Raw genomic sequence first — 15,708 nt, forward strand, 5'->3', positions numbered from 1 at the left:
AAAACCATCTATTGAAAAAATCTGGGAACTACATATTTATGATCCAGAAATCCGTTATTCTGTATACAGGGCCCAACGATTTAACAGTCTGTACCCCAATCTGGACCGTCCAACAGGATAAATAGATTCTATAGATAACACCCATGACAGGGGTAAATATGTGCTTTTTAGAATAATGTGCAAATAATAGTTCGAGTCGTCAAAAAAGCATGAATCCAAATGGAAATGGATTGCTGTAGCCGACAAGTAAATACCCTGGTTTTACGATGAAATAGAACTTGTTTTAAAACTTTAAAAGGACGCCGCCAAGAACTTATATAAATATAGTATTAGAGGTTGAAAAACCAATGGTTCTAGCTTTTATTAGAGTTGTACTTTTTTAAATTAATATGCCACTCAAAAGGCTGGTATAGTCTTAGGAACGCTTGTCAGGGCAATTTTGGTAGTGGTTTGGTCATATATATCTTTAACAATCTTGTACAAATCCGGGACCAATGTTTTGGCGAGTTTGGAGTTATTGTTTAATAAAACACAAATCCCCAGATCGGCTTCAGGATAAACCGCAATTTCATTTCTATAATTGTTTACGCTACCCCCGTGGTGCCAAATGGTTTTTTGCAAACCTGTTTCCTCTTCAGAAAATTTATGGATTCTCCACCCAAAGCCGTAATGTGAGGATAAGTGTCCGGGCCAACGCTGGTAATATTTGCTGTGGCCTTTAATTTCTACAATTGGATTAAAAGCCTCTTTTAAAGCAGATTTGCTCATTATCTCGGGGTTATGCCCAAGCAAAAACCGCATCCATCTGGCCATATCTATAGCGCTGGCATTAATACCCCCAGCGGCTATGGCATTGTAATAATGATCGTTAAGTTTTTTGGGTCTCCACCCGTTTCGCCTCTTTGAATGGGGCATTGCAACATTTTTTTCATGCGCCAAGGTTTCATAATCCATTGTGGTTGAACACATTTCCAAAGGCTTAAAAAACCTATTCTCCAGTGATGTGGTAATTTCCTGGCCGGTAGCTTGGTACATCATCTCGCCAGAGAGGGCAAACAGGGCATTCTGATAGCTATACATCAAACCGGGATTACTAATTGGTGTAACTTCTTTGAAGCGTTCAGCAATATCTGTTAATGACAACCCGGCCTCAACCAGATTGGTGAAACTATGGTAAGGTGCCCCTGAAGTGTGTGATAAAATATTGGCCAGAGTAATTTTATCTGTATTACTTGTATTCCCCAACTGAAATCCCGGAATATAATCGCAGACCTTATCTTCCCAATCTAATTTGCCTTCATCTTTTAAATTGGCAGCCAATATACCGGCAAATCCTTTTGACAGGGATCCGAGTCTAAATATCGTTTGGCCGTCAACGCCGCCATTTACATTAATATTTCTTTTGCCGAATCCATCTGAAATTACAATCGAATCTCCTCTTACGATGCTCACTCCGGCACCTACTATGACACCAGATGCGATGGCTTTATCAAAATATGCTCTTATGGCAACTTTCAATTCTTGTTGCTGCAATTTATATAGCTGCGCCTCTCTTTGATCCGCTAAAGATTTCTTTGACTTAGCGGTTGAAATAGCATCTTTGGACTCAGAAGTGGATGCAGCATTATTAATGCTTCCGGTTAGAGCCAAAAGCGCAAGAATTAAAATCGTTGTGCCTGCCAAGATTTTGTAACTCTGCATAGGTAAATTAATGTTTGATTTAGGGTTAAACAGATTGAAAATAGGATTTTATAACTAAATAACCGATTAAAGGCCTGATTATTATGTCTTTCATTGCTTTTTATATTGATTTAAATGTAGAAGGCACAGCTCAACCACAAGTAATTCTGCTGCTTTATTACAATGTGGAGCTCCAAATTAAGCTAACCCAACCCTCGGAATCCCATAAATTTCAAATTCCAAGAGCCTGGCTATAAATCATAGTTATTTAGAATTTGATGTTTGGAATTTGTTCTTTGAGATTTGGGATTTAGTGCTTGATGCTTTTATAGATAATTCAGTAACTTGGTGAGCTAACCGCCTGCCATCCTTTTATATGATCAAATTATTCTGTAATAGCCCCCAAACTCGATGAATCAAAAAAAAGCCCCATGGCACTTTCTCTTGCTACTCATTTTGGCCGGGGAGTCTGTATTTATTCTTCCATTTGTTCTTGCACGGGTCTTTAGACCTACAGTGCTTGAGGCATTTGGGCTAGACAATGTGCAGTTGGGCATATGTTTCTCTGTATATGGGATAGTAGCCTTGCTATCCTATCTCTTTGGTGGTCCCCTGGCCGATAAATATCCTCCAAGAAAATTGATTGCTGTGGCACTGTGGATGACAGCCTTGGGAGGCTTGGTCTATGCTACTTTTCCCGGTTATACAGCATTAAAAATACTTTATGGTTATTGGGGTTTTACAACCATTTTTTTATTCTGGGCTCCAATGATCAAGGCTGCCAGGGTCTGGGGTGGGTCTTCTTCACAAGGCAAGGCGTTTGGATTTTTGGACGGCGGACGTGGATTAGTGGGTGCCCTATTCGGTGTTATGGGCGTATTTATTTTTGCGTTATTTATCAATACTGAAGTTTCAGAGGCGACCGTTTCTGAAAGCAGAGCAGCTTTCAGGTATGTGATTCTGGTTTCCTCGGGCATAGTTGCTATAGTGGGCCTATTGGTGTGGTTCTTTATGAAAATGGATCCAAAAGCAGAAAAAGAGATCATCCTGGACCAAATAACGATATCACAAATAAAAGAGGTGCTGCGTTTGCCTTCGGTTTGGTTACTGATGATCATTATTTTATGTGCTTATGTAGGCTATAAAATCACAGATGTGTTTTCGCTCTATGCGCAGGACGTAATGCTTTATGACCAGGTACAATCGGCCCAGGTAGGTACTTTTTTGTTATTTGTCCGTCCTGTCATTGGGGTACTAATTGGGGTACTGGCAGATCGCACAGATACTACCTACTGGTTGGTAGTTAGTTTTGTAGTTTCATTCCTGGGGGCATTATTGTTCGCTACAGGTATAATTTCTGATTCGTCAACAGCATTGTTTTTTATATCCATTTTGGTTGTGGCGACCGGAGTATACGCTGCACGTTCTCTATACTTCGCAGTGATGGAGAGGGGGCAGATCCCTTTGATACTTACGGGGACTGCTGTTGGTCTTATTTCACTAATAGGCTATACTCCAGATATATTCGCAGGGCCCGCGATGGGATTTCTCTTAGAGAATTCACCGGGTGCAGTGGGTCATCAGCATGTGTTTTGGATGTTGGCTATATTTTCCTTCACAGGTGGTATCGCCGCCTGGTATTATTTCCAATTGTATGGAAAGAAGAAACAGCATTGAAAATGATGTAGCGAAAAAGTTCTGTGATATAGGAGGCATTATTATAAATCAAGAAATTAAATCACTCGAATACTTCTATAGATAATTCATTACCCTGGATAGGTAACTGGCAATCACTACTTTTTAATTAAATTCCAAAAGAGTGCTTATGTCAATAATTAATTTGATGATAATTCTGCCTATTTATCGCCTAAAATCGCGAATTGCCCTAACTTTAAATTTCCGGTGTTCTACATTTTTGTTGTAATGATACGATGTATTGCCATCTTGAAATCTTATAAGTCGTGCCTGGTAATCATCATATGCAGTAGCACTCCAATACAGTTCATCAGCAAATTCACCGCTATTGGTTGCGCCCTGTCCTATAGTCTGGTACATTATTCTTAATTCATCGAAAGTTGGCAATCTCCATCCTTCACCTAATTGCTCGTGAATTTTAGCAGCATTTTGCCATGCCATCGGACCGGCGTCTTCAAGATGCGCGATTTTGCCAGTATTGTTAGAAGGATTAATTGCAAAAATAATTCCTTGATTGTGGATGTCACCAATAACTAATTTTGTGAGAGTCGCTACCTTATTCAAAGAATCAATACTAGTTTTTTCCAAAGCAGTTGAATCCTTAATATCTGCTGCATTAATTTTCGGTGAGGTGGGTAAGGGTCTTTCGGAGTTTTTATTAAATACTGAAAAAGCCCATATTACCGCAACAATAAGTACTGCTGCCAGGGATGCCGTAAGCACTCTTTTTTTTAAGTTGGTGTCCTTCCCCTGTTGTGTTCCTTCAACTTTCCCGTTGGCTTCAGCCGCAAGTTTTATCCGGTTTTCTTCTTCGGCATGAAGCTTGGCATCTACTTCTTCCTTACGTATTTTCTGCTGTTCAGCTCTTAGAATAGTTGCCGCTTCTGCTGTTTCTTCATCTCTGTTCTCTTCCCCGGCATTTCTCCTGGTTACTTGGTCTTCCTTACTTTTTTTCTTCTCCTCTGTTTTTATATTGGCCGATGCTTCCACTTCTTCCCTAATTCTTTTCTCCTTCTCGGCTCTTCTTTTGGCCACAGCTTCTTCCCATAATCTATCCTCCTCTGCTCTTCTTTTGGCCGATGCTTCTGCTTCTTCCATAATTCTTTTTGCCGCCTCGGCCCTTCTTTTGGCTTCGGCTTCCTCCCATAGTCTATTCTCCTCCACCGCATCAATTTCTTCCTTAAAACTTGTCCCTTCCCCGGCTATACTATCGGTTTCTTCCTCTTTTGCAGAACTGATCACTACCTGCTCTTCACTTATATCATTCGCTGCCTTCTTTTCTATTTCTTTTTTTGGTTCCTCCTGATTCAAATTATCTACAAATGGCGTAATTATCGTTCTTATGCCTGCCGCAACATTGTTATATACCAGATCAGCTGAATCCCAATCTCCTATAGGCTTTCCTTCCTCCGGCAATATTTGTAATTCATTTAGATTAATATCGTAGTCTGTTAATTTAAGATCAATATCCCACTGACAATTATCAATAATTATAGGGATGACAACAGACTTGTTTTCTTTATGCCTGTCAATGATAGCTTTAAATTCAATCTGCTTGATAAATTGAGAATTCATGAAATCATCACTTACCAAGAGAAGAAATATATCGGTATGATGTATGCGTGATTCAATATAAGTTTTCCAGGGCTGCCCGGCAATAATAGGATCATCGTGCCAAATAGATAAATCGAAAGCTTCGTTCAAGGGGTCCAAATGACGCAAAAGATGAATCATTATATCTTTATCCGCCAAGGCGTAGATCACAAATATATTTATCTTCCGACCCATTTATTTAACAAATTAGTCATCATCAGGAAAATCATAATATGCCTTACAGTCGGGGAAAGTCTGAATTTTTCCGTTTGCATATACTATCTATCTTATCTAAGATAGAGAATAAAAATATCAATGCTGATAATGTTATCAAATAATTTGCAGTTCGTAACTGACTGTCAATGCGCTGTGTATGGACAGCCTGCCCTCTCTTCCATAAATTCCAAACTACATCCCGATAGCTCCTTCTCCATAGTATTACGAAGGAGAAGCTATCGGGACCAAATTCCAAAAAAGTAGTTACCGACAATAATAAATTGGACTTTGTTATTTGTTATTTGGTGCTTGGTGTATGTTATTTGGTGCTTGCTATTTGGTACTTGCCATCAGCTCAACCATCCTTCCTTAGCCAAGCTCCGATATTGAATGACAACAGATATTTACCAGGATTTGTAAGTTTTAGACAACGAAAACAAAAATGCATGATTACATCGGTTTTATACTAATAGTAGGTGTATAAAGATGTATTTTACATCTATATAAACAAGTTGGGTGGAATTTGATAAAGTTACCAATTTTTGGTATTTTTGAATAAACCATACTCTGATGAGCAAAAATACATCCATATCGTTGGGAAATTATTTTGATGAATTTGTCCATAAACGCATTAACGAAGGCCGGTATAAAAACGTAAGTGAAGTTATCCGGGCTGGACTAAGACTTTTGGAGGAGGAAGAAAGTAAGGTAATCGCTTTAAAGACTGCTATTCAAGAAGGTATCGATAGTGGAATCGCCAAGGATTTTGACTCGCAAAAACATCTTAAATCCCTAAAGTCAAATAAATGACTGCATGGCTAAATACTATTTGACCAACAAAGCAGTCGAAGATTTGACGGAAATCTGGAATTACACATTTGAGCAGTGGTCGGAACGGCAAGCTGACAAATACTACCAAATGCTGCTTGATAATTGCCGTGACATTGCTGAAAACCCGGATTTAGGAAAAAACTACGATGGAATTACACATAACCTGCTCGGACTTAAAACAAATCGACATATCATTTTCTACCGGAAAATTGATTCAAGCCTTGTAGAAATAACCAGAATTTTACATGGACGAATAGACTTGAAAATCCGAATGGGGGAATAAAAACTACACCCAACAATACCTATGATTCATAGCTGCCTCTCCCCTAACCTTAATTCTCTCTTTTGTTCTTTCTGATTATACTATCAATTTAAAGAGAATCAAACTTAAGCGGTGTATAATTAAATGCGGTCGGATTTTCCAAGTTGAAAATCCTGCAATCAATTATCTTTAACAAAGCGAAAAAATTCAATAGAATTTTCCCGCAACTAATCATACACAATATGTTGGGCAACAGCATAAAGAAATCTATAGAACTACAAAAAAATAAAGCATTTGAAGATTCGCATGCAAGTGGGTATCAAAAAAAATAAATTAGAATCAAAATCAATGAATTAACTAATACAAGAAACGGAATAAAAATGAAAGAAAACATGACAAATTACATAGACGGATTCGTCCTTCCCGTTCCACGAAATCATCTGAACCAATATAGGGATGTGGCTGAAGTTGTTGCGAAGATTTGGAAGGAACACGGTGCACTCGCCTACTTTGAGTATGTTGGTGAGGATTTAAAATTGGAAGGTACACGTTCTTTCCCGGAACTCTTAGGTGCAAAAGAGGATGAAGCCATCTTATTTGGATGGGTTGTGTTCGATTCACGCGAGGCGCGTGACCTTGCAAATGAGCGGGTCGCGGCTGACCCGAGAATGAGGGATTTAATTGACCCATTGACAGATCCGTCAAGGATGGTTTTTGATGCCAAACGGATGGTTTATGGTGGATTTCAACCGCTCATCCAATCAAATAGTAGTAAGGCTTGATAAATGATTAAATACAAGTTCCTAATTCCAAAAGAGTAGTTACCGACATTAATAAATTGGACTTTGTTATTTGGTGCTTGTAATTTGGTACTTGCCATCAGCCCAACCATCCTTTCCTGTCCAAACTCCGATATTGGATGGCCTCAGTAGTACACCCGAATGCGTAAGGCTGATATACACACCGTTCAAACCCCCAATACCACCTTGCATGTTTATTGTACTAAACCAAATGATGATTTTATAGAAATCAACACCTTGTATATCTCTATACCAGAGTAACCATATGGCTCCATTGAATACAAAATTATTGGTCTCCTTTAGATTTTAAAATTGTAATTTTAGTTTTCCTAAAAACCAACATATATGCGATTACGAAATTCTATTTTCTGGAGGTTAATACTACTCTTCATTATTTTAACGGCCTGTACCAGCCCTGAAAAACAGTCTGCCACCCTGCTCATTTATGGGGGTCCTATCTATACTGTGGATACCATTCAATCAACCGTGGAAGCGGTAGCTACAAAAGACAACAAAATTCTTTATGCCGGCAGTCTTGAAGACGCCGAAAAATATAAAGATGATCAGACACAATTAATTGATTTAGAGGGCAAAACCATGACTCCTGGTCTAATAGAAGGACACGGCCATTTTATGGGATTGGGGTATAACGAATTGAATCTTGACCTCATGAATACTACGAGCTATCAGGAAATAGTTGATGCCGTTGCTAAAGCAGTTGAAAAAGCCGAACCGGGGGAATGGATTACAGGGAGAGGATGGCATCAAAGTAAATGGACCGAAATGCCTTCCGATACCGTAAATGGCTTTCAAACACATTACAGACTCAGTGAAGTTTCTCCAGATAATCCAGTATACCTTGGACATGCCAGCGGACATGCCGGTTTTGCTAATGCCGCTGCAATGGATATTGCGGGTCTGCAAGTTTTACCCAAAGACGGTGTAAACAAATTTGAGGTAGAGGGTGGTGAAGTAATGCGCGATCAGCTGGGAAGACCAACGGGCATTTTCAATGAACGTGCCCAAGGTTTGATAACCAAACATATTCCCGAAAGTACTCCTGAGAAAGACGCCAAAGCTTTTGAATTGGCAGTAGCCGCCTGTCACAGAAATGGCATTACCGGTTTTCACGATGCGGGTATTGGAAGGAAGACTATTACCCTTTACGAAGAAATGAAGGCAGCGGATAAAATGAAAGTCCGTATGTACGTCATGGTTACCGGTAGGGATAAAGAATTGCTTAGTGAATGGTATCAAAAAGGTCCTTTCATAGATCCGGGTCATTTGGTAACCATTCGGTCCGTAAAATTGAACTGCGATGGGGCCTTAGGCTCACGCGGCGCGTGGTTATTAGAACCATACACAGACAGACCCGGGCATTTTGGTCTCGAAACCTTGCCTATGGCTTTTGTGAAAGAAACCGCTTTGAACGGATTACAACATGGTTTTCAGGTTTGCTCACATGCCATAGGAGATAGGGCCAACAGGGAAATACTAGACCGCTATGAAATCGCTTTTGATGAATTACCTGACCTGGCAACCGATCATAGATTTAGAATCGAGCATGCACAGCATTTGCATCCGGATGATATACCACGCTTTGCCCAGTTAGGTGTGATACCTGCCATGCAGGCAGTACACCTGTCTTCTGACAGACCCTGGGCTATTGACCGTTTGGGTGAACAGCGAATCAAAGAAGGAGCTTATATGTGGCAAGCCTTATTACAAAGTGGTATCCCGATTGTAAATGGTACCGATGTACCCGTAGAACCTCTGGATCCAATAGCCAGTTTGTATTCCAGTGTAAGTCGAAAGACTTTAAAAGGCACCCCCGAAGGCGGTTATGAACCTGAACAGAAAATGACCAGGGAGCAAGCCCTTAGATCATACACTTTGGATGCTGCTTACGGCGCTTTTGAGGAAGACATAAAAGGCTCTATTACGGTGGGCAAACTAGCCGATTTTACGATTTATAGCCAGGATTTAATGAGGGTAGCTGAAGAGGAGTTCTTAAGTACTGAGATAGCCATGACAATTTTTGATGGAAAAGTGGTGTATGACAAGGATGAATAAATCAATTAGGTTGAAAGGAGAAGTTTTATGCCTATTAAATTAATATCAACACCTAAAATCTATATTTTATAATTATTTTAAAGGTTTAAGAAAGTTTTGACTGGCGTATTGGGCTCAAAGAGGTTTTTGGCCTTATAAATATAATCCCATGCCCAGTTTTTGCGCAATACTATAGGTTCTGTTTCTTTTATCACTTTTTGCTTGTCCGCTTTGCAAGATGATAAAGGCACTAAGGCCATTGCGGTAGCAAAAGTTGATGATGTTCTTAAAAAGCCTTTTTTTTTCATTATTATCCCGTAATTATTTCGATTCAATAATTAATTCTAAATTCTCATTAGAGCCTGTCATTTCCCAATGTCCTAAGGAGATGGGTATATTCCCAATACTATTTAAGGTATCAAAAAAGTCTTTGAGTATAAATGGTTTTTCCTCCTGTTCTAATAGTTTGGCATAGGCCGCCATGGCGTTTTCCAAAAGATACTTTCCTGTAATATAACTGGTGCCGTATCCAGGTTGTCGGAGGTATAGATGCTGTTCAAAAATGAGTAACTCCTTTTCCGTTTTCATCCATCCCCTGGGCGTATACTCCGAGTGTAATCCCCCTGCCTCTTCCATAGTCATTTCGTTGGCGTGTGCATATAATGACCCCAAACCTCTTGCAGCCCTCTGAGCGATCATAATATACACTATTTCCCTTGCCCTGGGACTATCATTATAAAGGCCAGCTTCCATAAAAATTTCTTCAACGGCGGTAGCTGTACCCTCATTTCTGGAATCAAAAATATTATATAATAACGGACCGCGACGTATTTCACTTTTATGAGGTTCAAACTCCATCCTTGCTAATTCAAACCAATGATAAAAATGTGAATACAAAGGCCTGGGGTCATAATGCTCTCCAATTACAAAAAAGTTCCGCTTCTCCCTGGGAACATATTCACCAAGATGTTCTCGTAAGGCAGGTTCAAAATATGGCTTTACAGTCACTATCTCCTGTTCGTTTAAAAAACTGATTAGACTATTTGCTGCAGCATCTGCCAGCTTTTGGTAAGCTTCCGGAGAGTTGGCATCTTCTAATGCCGGTAAATCTCTATTCTTATGCTCTTCCAATTTTAAGGAAGTCCAGGCCCTTGCCAGCTCTCTTTTCAAAATCATGACCTCATCTTCCCATGTCAAAGGAACAAGGTGTACATTTTGAAGGTACCATGTGTAATTTTCCTTACCAATACCTGAAGGCCCGGTTTTAAAACTCGACTGTTCCTTTAACCACAATACGAAATTATCTGTAGAAGTAATAGCCTGGTTTATGACAGCTACTATTTCCTTATCGGCTTTTAATTCCTCTTTTTCCTTAAATTTTTTCAGGACCATACTTTGTTCCTTGATATCTCTAATACCCGCGATCCACAAATCTTTTGCATTCCCTGTCAGATTCTTCATAGCCTGTTTATTTAAACCGGGGATGACCTTAAGATCTTGAATCAGGCGTGTCCGTTCACTTTCGGATAAAGGATAACTGTACGTCCATAGTTCAGTAGTTCCATGATGGGTGGGGCCTTCATGTGCAGGAACATCACTTTTATAAGACCAAACTGACTTATAAAAGGCCGGGTCCCGTTCCCAGGGCCTAAGAACTCTATAATTAAAATCATAGCCATTCATTTCAGCCCAAACGATCACCCAATCCACTTGTTGTGAAACGAACCAGGAAGTGGTATCTATTGCTAATAGTTCAGCTTTTAAGGTATTAAACTGGGGTTGTCTTTTCTCAAAACCAGAGCGCGAATAATCTGGTACTCCATTAACTTGAGGTGGGTTTTCAAATGACCTCCATTTAGTAAACAGACTTACTAAGGCCTCATATTTAGTACTGGTGTATTCTGTTTGTGAGGATATCTCCTCCTTTTCTTGTAAACAGCTCATAAACAAGAACGAGATACTAATCGTTAAAGCAACATATTTCATATTGGCCAATTATTATTAATTGCTAAATATATGTAAATTCCTGTTTCTCCTATAACTCTTCAACTACTAGCGTCATGCTAGTACATTAAAGTTTTACTCGACTGCGAGGTAAGGGGTTGGGGGCACAAGTATAGAGCTTTCCGTGCGCATCTTTGATTGGCCGGGCCTATTCATAGTAATAATTTCTATTAAATCGTAAACTGCTCTGTATGTTTCATAAGATGAATTTAGTTGCTGGCAAGGTAAATCTGAACAAAGAGGAGTGTATCCATATAGATATGAGCAATAATCAGTGTCCAAAGTCTTTTCTTTAGCACTAAATAGCTAATTCCCATAGCTAAACCCATAAATCCGGTTTGGACCATCCCCATAAGACCCCATTCATAATGAATTAACCCGAAGAAAACCGAACTAAGAAGTACAGCTATTATCTTGCTATATTTGAAGGATTGTGTTATTTCAACAATGCGATTTATTAAAAACGCGCGGTAGATTACCTCCTCAGCAAAAGAAGAAATAAAGTAAACTCCCAAAAGTGACAGAAGGAGCCCCATTAAATTGTCTTTTAAAAAATCATATCTGCTGAAATCCGCACTTTCGGGAACCCCAGTGATATTGGCCATAATAATAGCCCCAAGAATAAAGCAAGAGGTAGCAAATATAAATACCACCAAAGATTGTCCAAAGACCCGGAGGCCCTGCTTTATAGTTACCCTATTGAAGGTCAGTCCAAATTCTTTCCAGGACTGTCCGCGCAGTTTCAAACTTGTCCAAATCATAGCTAACATAAGGAGATTAGCAACCCAGACAACACTATAACTACGGATTAGATCTTCACCAACCCATGCACTGGTAAATTTAACAAACAAGAAGGCCGGAAGAAATACCAATAACATTTCGCCAAGGCAGTATATCCACGTCTGTTGCTCGGATTTTACATTTTTTATTTTAGTTTCCATATTATTTGAATTTTAAATTAGATTCAAAACTATTGTAGAGAAAAATGGAATTCGACCGTCTTCAGGAAAACGGTCGAAATAAATACAATGATTATTGCATAATCTAGGTATATCTAGATTTGGGATAGACTTTTTTTAAACTCGGATGGCGTTTGACCGGTCAGTTTTTTGAATTCCTTGTTGAAGGAAGATTTGGAATTAAACCCGGCTTGAAACATGGCTTCAATTATGGTCATTTTCTTATCTGGTCCTTGTAGAATTTTTTTCACCTCTTCACAGCGAAAGGTATTTATGAAATCATAGAAGTTTTGATCAAATCCCTGATTTATTACCTGGGAGAGCGTTTTCCCACTTATGCCTAACTCCTTGGCTAAATCTTTGCTATTCAAATCAGGATTCAGGTATAGTTGTTCTGTCTGCATCAAAATTGTTAGCTGATTTTTATATTTATTAATATCAACCGGACTAAGATTAGACATCGCATACTTTTCAGTTTCTTTTTTAGCTATCCCAGAAAATATAGCAGGTTGATTTAGTGCCTTTACCAATATCAGATTAATGAAGTAAAAAGTTGTAAGAAGTAATACCGTAACCGAAACATACAGAAATATCCTATTGCTGAAAATGGGTGTCAGGTTATGAATCATTGCAACAATAGTGATTACAGTAAAAGCCCGTAGCATAAAATTGAGCCAGTCTAGTTTAATCCCGTCTATACTGGAATACTTATCTTTTATTACTGTATGATACGTTTCTACCGTGCGCCAGGATATCCACAAATAGTACAATATATGTAGATAAATAAACAGACTAATGATATACACCCAGGCAGGAAAATCTGCAGTAGTAATTTTTAGCGCAATTTCCGGCCCAGACTCCTTGTCCAGGGAAACAATCAGAAAGAGCACTAAGAATATATATATTGCAAAAGGGAGTAAATGCCACGCATCTCTCTTTTTAAAAGCAAAGTCGTGGAAAATCACAGCACGGCAATAGAAATACAGAATAGGGCCATACAATAAAAAAAAGGTATCATCTAGGAGATGAACCATAGGATTGGGAAATATGGACCCGCTAACTCGGGCTGCAAAATCTATCAGATTAATAGCAAACAAAAAAAATAGCAAAGCCAGCAGCCTATTGTTTCTATTAATTCCTTTTTTGTTCGTAAACAGGTAGAGCGCCAAAAACAAAAATTGGAAAGCTACCAGGATAGAAAGCAATGCGCCCAGGTTGTAATTCATACAATTAAATATAAGCAAATCTCCATAAAGGAAAAGAATGTCAATAGGTCATCGATACGCATTTAATGAAATTTATCCCAATAAACCATATCTGTCGAGTGACCTGTATTGTATGGCTTCACTAATTTGGTGTACACCCAAATCCCAAACTCCTTCCAGCACCCCGTTGCAGGACAATGATATTTTGCCGGGTTGGGGATAAGTGCCGCCTCCGACCAAAGCAACGTCTGAAATGGCATATAATGTGGCGGTCTATTAGTCTATAGCTTTCGAGCACATATTAGACCAATGGCAATAAATCATCATGGCATGACCAATATCATTTACCGCAGTTTATCTAAATCTTATATTCGGCCCGCACATACCTAGAAAATAGACTTCTAAAATGATAATTTACTTTAGTTAGGTATCATCCTCTCTTCCTGAAGTTAATATTAAAAAGCAGGATTAATTAAATACCGTATATCATGATTACAACAAGAAATCGTAATGAGGTGGAAATGGAAATGAAAGAAACATTAGGATTGGTCCCTAGTTTCTTTAAAAGCATCCCCGATCAATACCTCGAATACGAATGGCAAATGTTCAAAAGACTGCAATTGGGAGAAACACTAATCCCAAATAAGTACAAAGAACTTATGGGTATCGCAATTCATGCGGAGACTAAGTGTATTTATTGTACTTTATTTCACACGGAAGCGGCTAAACTTTTTGGTGCTACCGAGGAAGAAATACAAGAAGCTGTTCATTATGCCAAGATGAGTGTTGGTTGGAGTGTTTATCTAAACGGCATGAGAACAGATTATGAAGAATTTGCAAATGAGTTTACTAAAATGGGTAATTTCCTAAAAACCAAACAAATCGCTCATGCAAATTAAAAAAGGGCAAAGAAACATTTTTGAGATTGCATTGACAGGATATGAATTAGCAACCTTAATATCATCAGCCCGATGGATTATTGAAGGAGCAAAAGGCGAATTAACTTCGGAAGCTATCAATAATCTTAAACAACTATTGGACAACTATGATAAGGAAACAAAAAAGCTGCATAACAAATCATCTTCCTGAATAAAATTCATTTGAAAGATGGAAAGGTTTCATTTAAACTTAAATTCCATAGCCCAAATGAAGAAAGAGATGTTTCAATTTAAAAATTTGTAGACGGATGCCAGATTTTTTCTGGCATTTGTTTTTTATTGTTATGCCAATTACATTTCTTGCCAAATTTTTCCCAATAAGGATTTATAAGAACTGAAATGAAAAAGTCTTCCTAAGTTATTTCATCATTGTTTTGACAAAATTAAAATTCCCCCCGCTGGCGCGAGCGTCACGCTCGTGCCCTGAAGTTGGCAACTTTTGTGTTGTTAATCGGCAAGATAAGAAGCAGCTGAATTAATAATTTTCCAGTCACCTTCAATTCGTTTAAAGACGTTTGTCCAAACACCCTTGACAACTATGGTATCGCCTGTAGACAAAGTTAAACTTTCTTCAAAATCGACTGTGTGAACCGCAGCATCAAACCCCAATACAGATATAGTTGCCTCGCCATATTTTGTGTAATTCCAATTTTCGATTGGGGATAATGTTTCTTTCATCCAATCACCTATATCTTCATGGCCCATGGTAATGGAACCATCCGAGGCCCAAATCACCTCATCATCATCTGCCATATATTCCATAATACCTTCTACGCTAAGACTTTCAAACTGATCTGACCAAGTCAAAAAAACTATTGCTATAGAATCCTTAATGGCAGGAATATCTTGTTTTGTTGGGACTGGATTGGATGGCTTACAGGAATAAAGGACCAGACCTGCCAAAAGTAGTAGTACACTCTTCATTACGTTCTTGGTTAAGGATTTCCTTGTATCAAGTTACTCAAAATCAACCTAAATAAAAAAATTAATCAAAGGTGCCAGGGCATAACAATGACCATAAATAATTGCTACCTATCTCCTACTCCATCCTATGTTAAGAAAGACCAACCAATACTTTTTAATTAAATTCCAAACTACATCCCGATAGCTCCTTCTCCATAGTATTACGAAGGAGAAGCTATCGGGACCAAATTCCAAAAGAGTAGGAACAGCCAGCAATTAATTGGAATTTGTTATTTGGTGCTTGGTGTTTGGTGCTTGGGGTTTGGCGTTTGGTGCTTTTTATTATCCGAGCCAACCCTCCCGATCCAAACTCCTATACTGAATAGCTTCAGCAATACATCTTAATGTGCATGTCTAAATTAAATTTCTTATTTCCCCACTACCACATGTTTATTATGAGTGGCATAACATCCCAATCACTAAAACATAAGAGACCCTCTACAATGTTGTGGTCTTATTTTTGATTGTTTAAGACTGTTTATAGTCTATTAGATTAATTCAGTATTCTTG

At 38.7% G+C, this 15,708-nt stretch carries 15 protein-coding genes and 1 pseudogene; 7 read left to right on the plus strand and 9 right to left on the minus strand.

Annotated features, from left to right (window positions below):
- Positions 1–396 precede the first annotated feature (396 nt).
- Positions 397–1,701 (minus strand): serine hydrolase, encoded by a 1,305-nt coding sequence (locus Q0X77_RS13980; protein ID WP_297798374.1) that lies wholly within the window; start codon positions 1,699–1,701, stop codon positions 397–399.
- Between the two features lie 390 nt (positions 1,702–2,091).
- On the opposite strand from Q0X77_RS13980, the gene Q0X77_RS13985 reads away from it, so the two are divergent.
- Entirely contained in the window at positions 2,092–3,357 is a 1,266-nt protein-coding gene (locus Q0X77_RS13985; protein WP_297798376.1) for a nitrate/nitrite transporter, read from the plus strand.
- Between the two features lie 183 nt (positions 3,358–3,540).
- Here Q0X77_RS13985 and Q0X77_RS13990 read toward each other — a convergent pair whose 3' ends face one another.
- Positions 3,541–5,163 (minus strand): TIR domain-containing protein, encoded by a 1,623-nt coding sequence (locus Q0X77_RS13990; RefSeq protein ID WP_297798378.1) that lies wholly within the window; start codon positions 5,161–5,163, stop codon positions 3,541–3,543.
- 591 nt (positions 5,164–5,754) lie between these two features.
- Here Q0X77_RS13990 and Q0X77_RS13995 point away from each other — a divergent pair.
- The 3 genes from Q0X77_RS13995 to Q0X77_RS14005 all read left to right on the plus strand — a co-directional run bounded on the left by Q0X77_RS13995 (position 5,755) and on the right by Q0X77_RS14005 (position 7,059).
- The gene (locus Q0X77_RS13995; protein ID WP_297704009.1) at positions 5,755–5,994 is read left to right on the plus strand and encodes a type II toxin-antitoxin system ParD family antitoxin; all 240 of its coding nucleotides are present in this window, start codon (positions 5,755–5,757) and stop codon (positions 5,992–5,994) included.
- 4 nt (positions 5,995–5,998) lie between these two features.
- Entirely contained in the window at positions 5,999–6,298 is a 300-nt protein-coding gene (locus tag Q0X77_RS14000) for a type II toxin-antitoxin system RelE/ParE family toxin (RefSeq protein WP_297704011.1), read from the plus strand.
- Positions 6,299–6,669: 371 nt separating this feature from the next.
- A complete protein-coding gene (locus Q0X77_RS14005; RefSeq protein ID WP_297704013.1) occupies positions 6,670–7,059 on the plus strand; it encodes a DUF1428 domain-containing protein in 390 nt (129 codons plus the stop codon).
- 66 nt (positions 7,060–7,125) lie between these two features.
- On the opposite strand, the gene Q0X77_RS14010 is transcribed toward Q0X77_RS14005, so the two are convergent.
- Positions 7,126–7,269 (minus strand): hypothetical protein, encoded by a 144-nt coding sequence (locus Q0X77_RS14010; protein WP_297798380.1) that lies wholly within the window; start codon positions 7,267–7,269, stop codon positions 7,126–7,128.
- Positions 7,270–7,422: 153 nt separating this feature from the next.
- Between Q0X77_RS14010 and Q0X77_RS14015 the strand changes: the two genes are divergently transcribed.
- Complete coding sequence (locus tag Q0X77_RS14015; RefSeq protein WP_297704015.1) at positions 7,423–9,150, plus strand: amidohydrolase; 1,728 nt, start codon at positions 7,423–7,425, stop codon at positions 9,148–9,150.
- A 77-nt stretch (positions 9,151–9,227) separates the two neighbouring features.
- Here the strand turns inward: Q0X77_RS14015 and Q0X77_RS14020 are convergent, their stop codons facing one another.
- From Q0X77_RS14020 to Q0X77_RS14040, 5 genes and pseudogenes are all read right to left on the minus strand, one after another.
- Positions 9,228–9,437 (minus strand): hypothetical protein, encoded by a 210-nt coding sequence (locus Q0X77_RS14020; RefSeq protein ID WP_297704017.1) that lies wholly within the window; start codon positions 9,435–9,437, stop codon positions 9,228–9,230.
- Between the two features lie 13 nt (positions 9,438–9,450).
- Positions 9,451–11,115 (minus strand): hypothetical protein, encoded by a 1,665-nt coding sequence (locus tag Q0X77_RS14025; RefSeq protein WP_297798382.1) that lies wholly within the window; start codon positions 11,113–11,115, stop codon positions 9,451–9,453.
- Positions 11,116–11,342: 227 nt separating this feature from the next.
- Positions 11,343–12,074, minus strand: coding sequence for a CPBP family intramembrane glutamic endopeptidase (locus Q0X77_RS14030; protein ID WP_297704021.1), 732 nt, complete (start codon positions 12,072–12,074; stop codon positions 11,343–11,345).
- 113 nt (positions 12,075–12,187) lie between these two features.
- Positions 12,188–13,318, minus strand: coding sequence for an AraC family transcriptional regulator (locus tag Q0X77_RS14035; protein WP_297704023.1), 1,131 nt, complete (start codon positions 13,316–13,318; stop codon positions 12,188–12,190).
- Between the two features lie 159 nt (positions 13,319–13,477).
- Positions 13,478–13,558: pseudogene (locus Q0X77_RS14040) on the minus strand (ATP-binding protein); the annotation flags it as partial.
- Positions 13,559–13,785: 227 nt separating this feature from the next.
- Here Q0X77_RS14040 and Q0X77_RS14045 point away from each other — a divergent pair.
- Positions 13,786–14,196, plus strand: coding sequence for a carboxymuconolactone decarboxylase family protein (locus Q0X77_RS14045; RefSeq protein WP_297704025.1), 411 nt, complete (start codon positions 13,786–13,788; stop codon positions 14,194–14,196).
- Entirely contained in the window at positions 14,186–14,386 is a 201-nt protein-coding gene (locus Q0X77_RS14050; RefSeq protein WP_297704027.1) for a hypothetical protein, read from the plus strand. The genes Q0X77_RS14045 and Q0X77_RS14050 overlap by 11 nt, the downstream gene beginning before the upstream one ends.
- A 296-nt stretch (positions 14,387–14,682) precedes the next feature.
- Here the strand turns inward: Q0X77_RS14050 and Q0X77_RS14055 are convergent, their stop codons facing one another.
- Positions 14,683–15,159 carry a nuclear transport factor 2 family protein gene (locus Q0X77_RS14055; protein WP_297704029.1) on the minus strand — a complete coding sequence of 159 codons (477 nt, stop codon included), beginning with the start codon at positions 15,157–15,159 and terminating at the stop codon, positions 14,683–14,685.
- Positions 15,160–15,708 lie beyond the last annotated feature (549 nt).

This window comes from uncultured Eudoraea sp. (assembly GCF_947258925.1).
Taxonomy (GTDB): domain Bacteria; phylum Bacteroidota; class Bacteroidia; order Flavobacteriales; family Flavobacteriaceae; genus Eudoraea.